The following is a 12,031-nucleotide window of genomic DNA, read 5'->3' as shown; positions in this document are numbered from 1 at the left end:
ATGCCCGGAGGGGGCCATCCTCAATCTCGCACCCGATCCTGACAACGTTGTCAGACATGGTCGAGGAGGACGCGTGAGACCACGAACCCGCCGCGCCGTCATCGGCGCACTCGCCGCGATCACCCTGCTCAGCACCGCCATCCCCGGTGCCGCGGCCGAACCGGACCAGACCCTCGTCGCCGACCCCACCCAGTACGTCGACCCGATGATCGGCACCGGCAAGGGCGGCCCGGTCGTCGGCGAGATCAACACCTTCCCCGGGCCCACCGCCCCCTTCGGCATGATCCAGTGGAGCCCGGACAACGGCAACTACGCCGGCTACAACTACCACCTGGGCCCCATCCGCGGCTTCAGCCTCACCCACGCCTCGGTCGGCTGCCACGCCTTCGGCGACATCCCCATCCTGCCCGTCGCCGGCGCACTCGGCGCCACCCCGTGGAACCGCACCGAAAAGTTCTCCCACCGCACCGAGAACGCCGAGGTCGCCCACTACGGCGTCACCCTGGAGGACTCCGGCATCCGCGCCGAGCTCACCGCCAGCACCCGCGCCGGACTCGGCACCTTCACCTACCCCGAGGGCGCCACCCCCCAGGTCCTGGTCAAAACCGGCGCCAGCCTGGCCGGCAACAGCGCCGCCACCGTCTCGGTCAACGGCCCCGACGAGGTCACCGGCTCCGCCACCAGCGGCCGCTTCTGCGGCGAAGGCGGCAACAAGTACACCGTCTACTTCGCCCTGAAGTTCGACCGCCCCTTCACCGCCCACGGCACCTGGGACGGCACCACCGTCACCCCCGGCAGCGCCACCGCCAACCACCCCAAGTCCGGCGCCTACCTCACCTTCGACCCCAGCGACCGCCCGCTACGCGCCAAGGTCGCCCTCTCCTACGTCAGCGCCGACGGCGCCCGCGCCAACCTCAGCGAGATCCCCGGCTGGGACCCCGAACCCGTCCGCTCCGCCACCCGCGCCCACTGGCGCGAACACCTCAGCCGCATCCGCATCGGCGGCGGCACCCCAGCCCACCGCACCACCTTCTACACCGCCCTCTACCACTCCCTGATCCACCCCAACACCTTCAACGACGTCGACGGCCGCTACATCGGCTTCGACAGCAAGATCCACCAGGTGGAAAAGGGCCGCACCCACTACGCCAACTTCTCCGACTGGGACACCTACCGCAGCCTGGCCCCACTGCACGGCTGGCTCTACCCCGACCGCGCCTCCGACATGGCCCAGAGCCTCGTGCTGGCCGCCGTGCAAGGCGGCTGGCTGCCACGCTGGCCCATGGCCAACGGCTACACCAGCGTGATGAACGGCGACAACAGCGTCCCGCTCATGGTCAACCTGCACGCCTACGGCGCCAAGGACTTCGACACCCGCACCGCCCTGCAGTACATGATCAAGGGCGCCACCAAGGCCGAACCCGTCCAGTGGGGCTACATCGAACGCCAGGGCATCGAGGACTACCAGAAGCTCGGCTACGTCCCCAACGACCGCGCCCTGGTCGGCCACGTCCGCAAAGGCGCCTCCCAGACCCTCGAATACGCCGTCGACGACTTCACCATCTCCCGCTTCGCCCGCACCCTCGGCGAGCACACCACCGCGGCCACCTTCGCCAAACGCGGCGAGTACTGGCGCAACCTGTTCGACCCGAACACCGGCTACCTGCGCCCCAAGGACAGCAAAGGCCAGTTCCCGCCCGGCCCCGGCTTCGTGCCACCCCCACCCGGCCAGTTCGGCCAGGACGGCTTCGAGGAGGGCAACGCCGCCCAGTACCGCTGGTTCGTCCCGCACAACATCGCCGGCCTGATCACCGCCCTCGGCGGCAAGGCCAAGGCCCAGCCGCTCATGGACGAGTTCTTCACCAAGATCAACGTCGGTCCCAACGAGCCCTACCAGTGGTCCGGCAACGAGGTCGACTTCTCCACCCCCTGGCTCTACAACTACGTCGGCCAGCCCTGGAAGAGCCAGGCCGTCATCCGCCGCATCCAGAGCGAGCTCTTCGCCCCCAACCCCGACGGCCTGCCCGGCAACGACGACCTCGGCGCCCAGTCCTCCTGGTACGTCTGGTCCGCCCTCGGCCTCTACCCGGTCACCCCCGGCACCGCCGACCTCTCCGTGCACACCCCGCTGTTCCCCGCCATCACCATCACACCCGGCAACGCGGGGGAGCTGCACATCACCGCACCCGGCGCCGGCGCCGCCCGTCCCTACATCACCGGACTCCACCTCGACGGCCGCCCGTGGGCCCGCACCTGGCTGCCGCAGAGCATCGTGCGCACCGGCGGCGAACTCCACTTCCGGCTGCGCGCCACACCCGACCACAACTGGGCGACCACACCCGCGGCCGCCCCACCCTCATATCAGTGACAACTGTTGCGCCATAACGAAAAACAGCCGCGGTCGGCCCGGGAAAAATCCCGGCGCCTACCGCGGCTGCCGCTGTGCGGGCACCGACCGCGAAGCACAACGCGCACACGTCACCGGCTCGTCCAACAACCAACCCGACGCGCACAACCAGGTCACCACCGGCTCCGGCAAATCTGGCCCCGGCGCACACACCAGCGGACCATCGCCACACCCATGGCATTCCACATTCAGCACCCCGCCACGCGGCGCACACCCCACACAGAAACGGCGCACCCGCACCACCGAAGCCACATCCACCAGCAGCCACACCACGGTCAGGTCAGCCCGAAGCTGCTCCCTTTCCATCCGATGCGAAACAGACCGGCCACATTCCGGACACGACACCACCGACGTCGTACCCTGCGTCAAGCCGTGCCCTGGGCTGGTCACGGCGCCACCTCCAGGTGAACGGGGGAGCGTCACAACTGTGGTTACACGTTCACGATAAGTGACGAACCCGCCATTCCCAAGCATCTTTTCCGCAACCCGGTGAACAACACCCGTAATCGACCCCAATTCCGGATGAAACCCACCCAGGATCAGCCCTCCACAACCCCCGCCGACCCCGGATCCGCCACCTTCGCCAACGCCCGGTAAGTACGGTTGCCCACCGCCGCCGCCCGCTGTTCCCGACCCGTCGCCTCGATGTAGTTCTGACTCGTATTCAGGTTCGCATGCCCCAGCAACGCCATGATCTCCGCCGCATTCGCCCCATCCTCAGCCAGCCTGGTGGCAAAGGTGTGCCGCAACGCGTGCAGGTTCGCCCCCGTCGGCACCCGGTCATGAATTCCGGCCGCCCGATAACAACAACTCACCAGATACTGCAGCGCACCCCGCCCGATCGGCTCACCCCGCAGATCCAGCACCAGCGCCGACTCCCGCCCCAACCGCAACCCAGGGAACCGCGCCCGGCACGAGGCCAGATACCGCCCGATCACCGCCTCCATCGGCGCACTGATCGGAATCGACCGCTCCCGGCTGCCCTTGCCCCGCACGTGCAACCGCTGCTCGCCAGGCCGCCCCACCACACTGCTGACCAGCAACGCCCGCATCTCCCCCGACCGCAACCCGGTCACCAGCCCCAACCCCACCACCAGCAGGTCCCGCTCCGGCCACGGATCCCGCGACTTCCGCTCACCCGAAGCCACCGCCGACAACAACTGCTCCGGCGTGTCCTCACCCCGCAACGGCTTCGGCATCGACGGCGCGGGCCGCGGCCGCGCCACCGCCCCCATCGGATTCCCCGCCACCAACCCATCGGCCACGCAGAAGTTCATGAACTGGTTCCACGTCGACCAGGCCCGCGACACCGAGGTCTTGGCATGAGTCTCCGCGAACTCCCCGAACGCCGCCCGCAACGCACCCGCCCCCACCTGCGCCAACTCCAACTCCGGGGGAGCGCACCCGACCGCATCGGCCAGCAGCGCCACGATCCCCGCCAGATCACGCCGATACGCCGCGGTGGTGTGCGGCGAGTCCTTCCGCGACCGACGCGCGAGGAAGAACGACTCCTGGGCCTCTGACAACAACACACCCAGAGGAATACCGCACACCACCGACAAAGATCGACACGGCCGGTGACCAGCCGCTCACCACCTACTGACCCAACCGCCCGTCGATCAACTCCCGCAGCAGGTCAGCGTGCCCCATGTGCCGCGCGTACTCCTCGATCACATGGATCACCACCTCCCGCACCGAGGTCGACTCCCCATCGGCGTCCACCAGCTCCGCACCCAGGTCCCCGCACCCGGCCAGGAACCCCTCCGCGTACTCGACCTCGGCCCGCCAGTCCGCCCACGCCCGCGCCACCACCGCCGGATCCGCCACCGCCTCCTCGAAGTCCGCATCCCGGCACTCCGCCCGCCGGTACAACCACGGAACCTCCTCACCAGCCAGCACCCGCCGGAACCAGAACCGCTCCATATCCGCCAGATGCCGCACCAGCCCCAGCAGCGACAACCCCGACGGCGGCACCGCCCGCCGCGCCAGCTGCTCAGCGTCCAGCCCCGCGCACTTCAGCTCCAGCGTCAACCGCTGATCCCGCAGATACCCCGCCAGCACCACCCGCTCATCAGGGCTGTACCCGTCATAGCTCCGCGGATCCTCCTCCGGCCGCACGAACATGTTCGACCACGCGAAACCGGAAGCCTGCTCACCCTGCGTCATGCGCGCGACCCTGACGCGCCGCGCCCCGATACGCAACGCAATATCCCCGCATCGGTTACGTTGACCGCGCAACCGTCACGAACGCACGGCGGGATGGGTGAGATGGAGAGCATCGCGGACTTCTGGCACTGGTGGCAGCAGGACGGCGCCACCCAACTCGCCAACGCCATCCACACCGGCGACTTCAGCGACCTGCCTGAACAGATGGCCCACCTGGTCAACGCCATCGACAAAGACCTGCAATGGGAGCTCGGCCCCGGCACCCAGGCCCAGCACTCACTCTGCGTCACCGCCAACGGCGACCCCGCCCTGCGCCCCCTCACCGAACGCTGGCTCCGCGCCGCCCCACCACCCGACGCCACCTGGGAATACCGCGCCGCCCGCCAAGCAGACCCCGACGTGCTCAACCAACAGCTCACCTTCGGCGACTGGGAAGTCGAGCTCAACCAGACCCGGCTCTCCCTCACCGTCGACGAACAGTCCCTGCTCGTCGACGTCACCGTGCACCACCCCACCTTCGCCACCATGCCCGAAAGCGCCGCCCTCCAGATCGCCTTCCTCGCCCTGACCTGGCTACTCGGCGAAGACGACCTGGAACGCTGGATCGGCGAGGTCAACACCGCCACCGCCGAACCAGCCGACGCCCTCCCCGCCGACGCGCTCCCGGAAACCGTGCACGCCATGGCCGCCCGCCACCCCGAACCCACCTGGGTCGTCATGGAGGGTGAAGGAGAGGACGGCGCCCAGCTCACCGCCGTGGCCATGCGCCCCCTGCGCTGGATCGACCACCCACTGCTGGACCTGCACGCCGGCATCACCCTCACCTACCCGGCCCTGGACCCCCGCGACCTGCCCACCGGGGAAGACCTCGCCGAACTCCAGCAGCAAGAAGACGACCTGCTCCGGCTACTCGACAACGCCGTCCTGCTCGTCGCCCACGAAACCGGCCGCGGCGCCCGCACCCTGCACCTCTACTGCGACTCCACCGACGCCGCCACCCAGGCCACCCTCACCACCTGGACCCAGCGCCAGCCCAACGCCAGCCTGGACACCCACCCCGACCCCGCCTGGGACCAGGTCAGCCACCTCCGCTGACCCTCACAGCTCCGATTCGCCCCACTCCAGCACCGACACCTCATCACCCACCGAAACCTTGCCCACCCGCGTCACCGCGAACTTCACCCCGAAAGCCACCCCACCCTGCGCCGCCCGCCGGTACTTCGCCAGCGACCGCAACGGCTCCGGCCCCCGCTTCACCCCGGACTCCTGGTCCACCGTGGTCACCGCACACCGGATCGCCAGCTTCGTATAGCCCAGCTCCACATCACCGACCCGCAGCCGCCGCAACCCGTCCTCCACGTGCGGCCCGTCCCACCCGTCGACCACGATGTTCGGCCGGAACCGCGCCATCGGCAGCGCCACCGCCCCCGCCGCCACCATCCGCTCGTTCAACCCCGCCAGCGAAGCCGCCGACAACAGGTGCACCGCACTGCTGTCCGCGAAACCCGAGGTCCCCGGCGTCAGCCCATCAGTGACCCGGTCATGGTCGGCGGGCACCCGCACCAACCGGCACGGATCACCCACCACCGCCGACAACCACGCCGCGGCTGCCTCGCCCTGGTCGATCCCGCGATACGGATCCCCGAACATCTCCACCGGCCGCCCCGGCCCAGCCGCGACCACCTCGAACTCCACCGGCTCGAACCCCTCGGCCGCCAGCCGCAGCACCTCACCGCCGCCCAACACCGCAGGCCGCACCAGCGCCAGCCGCGGATCCCGCCGCTGCGACCGGAACACCCCCTCCGGACTGACCACCATGAAACTCCGGTCGAACGCCAGCCCGGCCGGCGTCACCGACACATCCGCCGCCGACACCCCGGCACAGCCCTTGATCGGGAAGTAGTTCAGCTCCAACACCCTCGCCACAGCCCGAAACTACCGCCCAGCCCCACCACCGGGACTCGAATATCGCCACCTTCACCACCGGCAGAGTTAGCTCAGCAACCCCACCGGCGGCCCAGCCCGCCGAACCGAACCGGGGGAGACCCCGGTGACCCGCTTGAACGCCCGGCTGAACGCCGCCTCCGACCGGTACCCCAGCTCCCGAGCCACCTCAGCCACCGACACCTCACCCGCCCGCAACCGGCCCGCCGCCACGTGCATCCGCCACCGCGTCACGTACCCCATCACCGGCTCACCCACCAGCTCGGTGAACCGCGCCGCGAACGCCGACCGCGACATCGCCACCGCCGAAGCCAGCCCCGCCACCGTCCACGCCCGCGCCGGCTCCCGGTGCACCAGCGCCACCGCCCGCCCCACCTGCGGATCCCGCAACGCCCCCAGCCACCCGGCCCGCGCCTCGGGCGCACTGGCCAGCCAGCTCCGGATCGCCTGGATCACCAGCACATCCGCCAGCCGGGTGATCACCGTCTCGCCACCGGGCAGCAGCACCCGCGCCTCCTCCGCGAACAGCCGCAACGTGCTCTCCACCGCCGGATCCGCGACCACCATGAGCCGGGGGAGCAGCGCCATCAACCCGTACCCGGTCGGATGGTCGAAGCGCACCGCCCCGCACACCAGGCTCGCCGGCGCGCCACCCCCGTCGTGCCGCAGCACCGCGTACCGCTCGCTGACGAACTCGTGCGGGATGTCCTGGATCGCCGGGGGAGCGGGCAGCCCCGGCGCACTCCACAGGTCATGCCCCTGCCCGTGCGGCACCAGCGCCAGCTCACCCGGCTGCAGCAGGCGCGGTTCCTCGCCGGGCACCGCCAGCCAGCACCGCCCGGAGGTGACGACGTGGAACCACAGGCAGTCGCCCATCGCCGGCAGGCTGAGCCGCCACGGTTCGGTCAGCTCGGACCGGAAGTAACAGGCCCCGTCCATCCGCAGGTGGTGCAGCGCGGCGCCCAGCGGATCGCCGACCGGGGCCAGGGGAGAGGTGACAGCCACCTGACCGAGTATCGGCCCGGCCCTGCCCAACGTCCACGCCATCTGGACGCGCGAGCATAAACTCCCGCGCCACGAGCATGGATCATCCGCTCAACGGCATCCAGACTGGACGCACTGCACAACACTGGGAGGACACCATGACCGCGCTGACCGTCGCCGCCGAAACCACCACCGCCATCCTGACCGGCCTGTTCTTCACCTTCTCCGCCGTGGTCATGCCCGCCCTCGTCAAACGCCCGCCGGCCGAGGCCGCCGACACCATGCGCCAGCTCAACCGCACCATCGTCAACCCCCTGTTCCTGCTGGCCTTCCTGGGCGCGCCGATCACCGCCGCGGCGGTCGCGGTGGTGGGGGAGTTCGCCCTGTTGCCGACCGTCGCCGCCGTGCTGGTGGTAGGGGGGATGCTCGCGGTGACCGCGATCGTCAACGTCCCGATGAACAACGCCCTGGAGGCCAGCGACCCGGCGACGGCAGCGGGGCAGGAGCTGTGGGGCGGGTACCTGCGGCGGTGGACGGCGTGGAACCACCTGCGCACGGTGGCCTGCCTGGGCGCGACGGTGCTGTACGCGCTGGCGTGACGAAATCAGACGGAATGCTTACTCCCCCGTGATTCTTATGGATTCGTGCATAATGGCGGTTATGCACGAAACACCCGTCTGACCAGGAGTGATAGCGGGACCGTGCCCTCGGGGGATGCTGGTCGTTGGTGGATCGCTCAGGTTGGCCAGGACGGCCGTTCCGACGAAACTCCAGTTGGTGGGCGGCCTTGGCGGCCGATGGGCGGCGGCTCGAGCCGAGGCTTGGCGGAGGTGATGTGCGGATGATCTGGTGCAGAACGTGCGATGGCCTGAATCCGCACAACTCCAGGGCCAACTAGCGTCACAGTGACGTAAGGCCCCGGGATAGCCGGGATGCGGCCGGGACGACAATTTGGGGCTCTCGGTGTCGCAGCCGCCGCTCGACGGCTCATCTGGCGGCTCTGTCACCGTCGCGTGGGCTCGCCCGCCGCTTGGCTGCGCGACGGACGGCCGTCGACACGAGCGTCGAGCCCGCCGGTCATCGCCAGTGGGCGTCGGCATCGGCTGTCAGCGCGGCGGACGGCGCGCTGCGAGACAGCCCGAAATCCAGCTGATCAGCCCCTCTCGGGCCAGCTTGGTTTTTGACCGATAATCTACATTATGTTAAGTAGCGGTCCTCACGGGTGGGTGTTGTTCGCGGCGTTCGGCGCGCTCATCCTCATCGCCTTGCTGATCCAGGGCCTCACCGTGCACAAGATCGGGTTCGGTCCGCTGTCCGTCCAGTTCGGCCAGCCGGGGAAAGCCAAGGAACCGCCCGCCGCGTCCGCCGGCTCCACCGCGGCCGCGGCGAGCTCCGGTGACACCGGGGCCACCTACAAGGCCAACCCGCAGGACAGCGACTGGCCGCAGAGCATCGCCTCCGGGGGGCCCGCCACCGGCACCATCGAGCTGGCCAGTCCCGTCGCGGACCGGGCCAAGTCGCTGACGGTCTCGTTCACCCAGGTCTTCGGGCTGCGCGCGCCCTCGGGTGGGATCACCGTCAGAGGTGTGCCGATCCCCCGCTGAGTTCGGTCGATTTCCTTCCTCGCCGTTCGTCGGTATACCGACAGCAGGCCGACAGAGGGAGGAATGTCATGGTGGACCAGGTGACCGGGGCGCGGACCGAGGTTGAGCTGACCGTGGGGGTCGCGCCGGAGAGGTTCTGGGAGATCGTCGCCGACGTGACCCGGATCGGTGAGTTCAGCCCGGAGTGCACGGCCGCGGCGTGGCTGGACGCGGACTCCCCCGGGCCTCGGGTTGGTGCGCGGTTCTCCGGTCGCAACGAGTTCGGGAACGGTTTTGTCGGTGAGGTGACCTGTGTGGTGACCGAGTGCGAGCCGGGCCGGGTGTTCAGCTGGGTGGTGCTCGACGACAAGGACGATGTGGCGCGGCCGGGGACGACCTGGCGGTACGAGCTCTCCCCCACTGGCAACGGCGGGACGACGGTGCGGCACACCTTCGAGCACGGTCCCGGTGACACCGGGGTGCGGGAGCTGGCGAAGGGCCTGACGCCAACGGAGGTGGCGGTGGGGGTCGAGGAGCGGCTGGCGCAGCTGCGGGACCACATGACGCAGACGATCAAGGCGATGGCGGCTGCTGACTCCCGGTAGCGAACCGGCTGCGGTGCGTGCAGGCCGGACCGATACCCTCTGTCGCATGATGCGATTCGGGCGGTCCGGCCTGGCCGTCTGCGGAGTGTTGCTGGCGGTGTTGTCCGGGTGTGCTGGTGCGGCGCGTCCGGGTGCCGCTCCCCCGGTCAGCTCGTCGGCGGTGCCGGTGTTCGAGGTGGCGCGGCTGGAGGACGGCGTGCGGAAGGTGCTGGTGGAGAAGTACCGGGTGGCCGGGCTTGCCTCGGTGCGCTGTCCGAGCGGGCAGCCGGTGGTGGCGTCGAGCAGTTTCGCTTGTCTGGTGGTGGTTTCCGGGGCTGCCAAGCAGGTGCGGCTGACGGTGCGCGGCGCGGACGGCTCGTACGAGGTGGGCTTGCCGGAGTAATGGGTTCGTCCCTGGCGGCGGGGTTTGTTAGGGTTCAGGCACGCTCTCCGAGGCGAGAAAGGGAGGTGAGGACCGTGATCGCTCGTTCGATGTTGATCTGGTGCTCCCCCTTCGCTGCGAGGGCGTCGAAGTTCTGAGCGGGGAGCGCTGAGCTTTCCGAAGGGACTTCTTCTCATGACCGATCTGGTCATTCGTTCGATCGTGCCTGGCGAGGAGCGGTTGTTCGCTTCGCTGCCTGATCCCGCTGTGGTGGGCAGGGCCCGGTTCGGACAGGACTACCTCACCATGGCCGCTACCGGCGACTACCGGCCGGAGTGGACCTGGGTGGCGTTGCGCGGGGACGTGGTCGTGGCGCGCGCCGCCTGGTGGGGTGGTCCGCAGGACAGTGAGCCGCGGATGCTGGACTGGTTCGACTTCTCCGATGCCGAGGCGGCGGCGGAGTTGTTGCGGACCGCTCCCCTGCGCACCGAGTACGAGCTGCGGTTGCCGCCGGGCTGGCGGCAGGATCCGGTGGCCCGGGCTGCTGGTGAGGCGCGGATCGCGGCGGCGGAGGCGGCTGGGTACGCGGTGCTGGTGGAGCGGTTCCGGTATCTGTGGACGCCGGAGTGCGGGGTGCCGGCGCGGCCGGGGAGGTTGGTGTTCCGGCCTGCTCCTGATGAGGAGTCGGTGCTGGCGGCGTTCCGGTTGATCCACCAGGACAGCTTGGACGCGCACGTGCGGCGCACGGTGGCGGCTGAGGGTCTGGAGGCGGCGGCGCGGGAGGAGCTGGACTACCTCAAGTGGCTGCCGAGTGGGCCGGAGACCTGGTTGCTGGCCTACACGCCTGCTGGTGAGCTGGCCGGGATCACGGTGCCGGGGCACACGCCGTCGGACCCGGTGGTCGGGTACGTCGGGGTGGTGCCGGAACAACGGGGCCATGGTTATGCGTTTGACCTGTTGGTCGAGGCGACGCAGGTGCACGCCGCGGCTGGGGTGGACCGCATCGCGGCCGCCACCGATCAGACGAACACGCCGATGGCGGCGACGTTCGCCCGTGCCGGGTATCCGGTGCAGATGGAGCGCGTCGACCTGGTGTGACGGGTGTGGGGCGGTTGTTTCGACCGCCCCACACCGTTTTTTGCCAGACTGCGGGTATGCGGTTTGCGATCTACGTGCCCTGTTACGGCCCGTACGGGGATCCGGCGTTGCTGGCCGAGCTGGCGGTGGCCGCCGAGGAGTCGGGCTGGGACGGTTTCTTCCTGTGGGATCACCTGGTGGCGGCGCCGCCGGTGGCTGATCCGTGGGTGGCTCTGGGCGCGGTGGCGGCGCGGACCAGCCGGATCGTGTTGGGGCCGATGATCGTGCCGCTCCCCCGCCGCCGGCCGTGGAAGCTGGCCGCGGAGGCCGGCACGTTGCAGCGGTTGTCCGGTGGACGGTTGCGGCTGGGGCTGGGCATGGGGGTGCCCAGGGACTACGAGCGTTTTGGCGAGGCGGAGCCGGCCGCGGTGCGGGCTGGGCGGTTCCGGGAGGGTGTGGAGCTGCTGGAGCGGTTCTTCGCCGGGGAGCGGGTGCGGCACGAGGGGGCGCACTTCCAGGTTTCGGACGTGGGGTTCGCGCCGGTGCGGGTGCCGATGTGGACCAGTGGGTTGTGGCCGCGCAAGGCGCCGTTCCTGTCCGCGGCGCGGGTGGACGGGTTGTTCCCGATCATCCGGGATGAGGACGGGTTCGTGTTGCCGACGCCGGAGCAGGCGGGGCGGATCAAGGCGGACTTCGTTGCCTCGGGTGGGCGGGCCGATGCGGACCTGGCGTTGTGGGGCAGCGGGGTGCAGCCGGCGGCGGCGCTGGTGCCGGCGTACGCGGAGGCCGGGGTGACCTGGTTGCTGCAGGATGCCTGGCGGCGGTCGGTTGCGGAGTTGCGGGCGGTGGTGGCCGCTGGTCCCCCGCGGTGAGCCTGGTTGATGATGTCGTGGTTGGCCTTCAG

At 69.9% G+C, this 12,031-nt stretch carries 12 protein-coding genes; 8 read left to right on the top strand and 4 right to left on the bottom strand.

Going from position 1 to position 12,031, the window contains the following annotated elements; translation table 11 throughout:
* Positions 1-73: 73 nt before the first annotated feature.
* Positions 74-2,368, top strand: a complete 2,295-nt coding sequence (locus ACWDY5_RS14805) for a GH92 family glycosyl hydrolase (RefSeq protein ID WP_449722739.1) — start codon at positions 74-76, stop codon at positions 2,366-2,368.
* A 578-nt stretch (positions 2,369-2,946) separates the two neighbouring features.
* On the opposite strand, the gene ACWDY5_RS14800 is transcribed toward ACWDY5_RS14805, so the two are convergent.
* Together ACWDY5_RS14800 and ACWDY5_RS14795 are read right to left on the bottom strand one after the other, a co-directional pair.
* Positions 2,947-3,939 carry a tyrosine-type recombinase/integrase gene (locus ACWDY5_RS14800; RefSeq protein ID WP_449722738.1) on the bottom strand — a complete coding sequence of 331 codons (993 nt, stop codon included), beginning with the start codon at positions 3,937-3,939 and terminating at the stop codon, positions 2,947-2,949.
* Between the two features lie 64 nt (positions 3,940-4,003).
* Positions 4,004-4,573, bottom strand: a complete 570-nt coding sequence (locus ACWDY5_RS14795; protein ID WP_449722737.1) for a DinB family protein — start codon at positions 4,571-4,573, stop codon at positions 4,004-4,006.
* A gap of 102 nt (positions 4,574-4,675) precedes the next feature.
* On the opposite strand from ACWDY5_RS14795, the gene ACWDY5_RS14790 reads away from it, so the two are divergent.
* Positions 4,676-5,668, top strand: a complete 993-nt coding sequence (locus tag ACWDY5_RS14790; RefSeq protein WP_449722736.1) for a DUF695 domain-containing protein — start codon at positions 4,676-4,678, stop codon at positions 5,666-5,668.
* A 3-nt stretch (positions 5,669-5,671) separates the two neighbouring features.
* On the opposite strand, the gene ACWDY5_RS14785 is transcribed toward ACWDY5_RS14790, so the two are convergent.
* Both ACWDY5_RS14785 and ACWDY5_RS14780 read right to left on the bottom strand, forming a co-directional pair.
* Positions 5,672-6,499, bottom strand: coding sequence for an MOSC domain-containing protein (locus tag ACWDY5_RS14785; RefSeq protein WP_449722735.1), 828 nt, complete (start codon positions 6,497-6,499; stop codon positions 5,672-5,674).
* Between the two features lie 66 nt (positions 6,500-6,565).
* A complete protein-coding gene (locus ACWDY5_RS14780) occupies positions 6,566-7,522 on the bottom strand; it encodes an AraC family transcriptional regulator (RefSeq protein WP_449722734.1) in 957 nt (318 codons plus the stop codon).
* Positions 7,523-7,659: 137 nt separating this feature from the next.
* Here ACWDY5_RS14780 and ACWDY5_RS14775 point away from each other — a divergent pair, with 137 nt between their 5' ends.
* From ACWDY5_RS14775 to ACWDY5_RS14750, 6 genes are all read left to right on the top strand, one after another.
* Positions 7,660-8,100, top strand: coding sequence for an anthrone oxygenase family protein (locus ACWDY5_RS14775; RefSeq protein WP_449722733.1), 441 nt, complete (start codon positions 7,660-7,662; stop codon positions 8,098-8,100).
* 627 nt (positions 8,101-8,727) lie between these two features.
* Positions 8,728-9,105, top strand: a complete 378-nt coding sequence (locus tag ACWDY5_RS14770; protein ID WP_449722732.1) for a hypothetical protein — start codon at positions 8,728-8,730, stop codon at positions 9,103-9,105.
* A 68-nt stretch (positions 9,106-9,173) separates the two neighbouring features.
* On the top strand, positions 9,174-9,689 hold the full coding sequence (locus ACWDY5_RS14765) for an SRPBCC family protein (RefSeq protein WP_449722731.1): 516 nt from the start codon (positions 9,174-9,176) through the stop codon (positions 9,687-9,689).
* A gap of 46 nt (positions 9,690-9,735) precedes the next feature.
* Complete coding sequence (locus tag ACWDY5_RS14760) at positions 9,736-10,071, top strand: DUF4333 domain-containing protein (protein WP_449722730.1); 336 nt, start codon at positions 9,736-9,738, stop codon at positions 10,069-10,071.
* A 174-nt stretch (positions 10,072-10,245) separates the two neighbouring features.
* Complete coding sequence (locus ACWDY5_RS14755; protein WP_449722729.1) at positions 10,246-11,148, top strand: GNAT family N-acetyltransferase; 903 nt, start codon at positions 10,246-10,248, stop codon at positions 11,146-11,148.
* A 56-nt stretch (positions 11,149-11,204) separates the two neighbouring features.
* On the top strand, positions 11,205-11,999 hold the full coding sequence (locus ACWDY5_RS14750; protein WP_449722728.1) for an LLM class flavin-dependent oxidoreductase: 795 nt from the start codon (positions 11,205-11,207) through the stop codon (positions 11,997-11,999).
* The last annotated feature ends 32 nt before the right edge of the window (positions 12,000-12,031 follow it).

The sequence above is a fragment of the Crossiella sp. NPDC003009 genome, assembly GCF_053591555.1.
This window is presented reverse-complemented; position numbering and strand designations above follow the sequence as displayed.

What these genes read in the sequence shown, in the direction of transcription:
- ACWDY5_RS14760 (WP_449722730.1), top strand. Translation starts at nt 9,736, where the DNA reads ATGATGCGATTCGGGCGGTCCGGCCTGGCCGTCTGCGGAGTGTTGCTG.
- ACWDY5_RS14790 (WP_449722736.1), top strand. Translation starts at nt 4,676, where the DNA reads ATGGAGAGCATCGCGGACTTCTGGCACTGGTGGCAGCAGGACGGCGCC.
- ACWDY5_RS14795 (WP_449722737.1), bottom strand. Translation starts at nt 4,573, where the DNA reads ATGACGCAGGGTGAGCAGGCTTCCGGTTTCGCGTGGTCGAACATGTTC.
- ACWDY5_RS14755 (WP_449722729.1), top strand. Translation starts at nt 10,246, where the DNA reads ATGACCGATCTGGTCATTCGTTCGATCGTGCCTGGCGAGGAGCGGTTG.
- ACWDY5_RS14765 (WP_449722731.1), top strand. Translation starts at nt 9,174, where the DNA reads ATGGTGGACCAGGTGACCGGGGCGCGGACCGAGGTTGAGCTGACCGTG.
- ACWDY5_RS14750 (WP_449722728.1), top strand. Translation starts at nt 11,205, where the DNA reads ATGCGGTTTGCGATCTACGTGCCCTGTTACGGCCCGTACGGGGATCCG.
- ACWDY5_RS14775 (WP_449722733.1), top strand. Translation starts at nt 7,660, where the DNA reads ATGACCGCGCTGACCGTCGCCGCCGAAACCACCACCGCCATCCTGACC.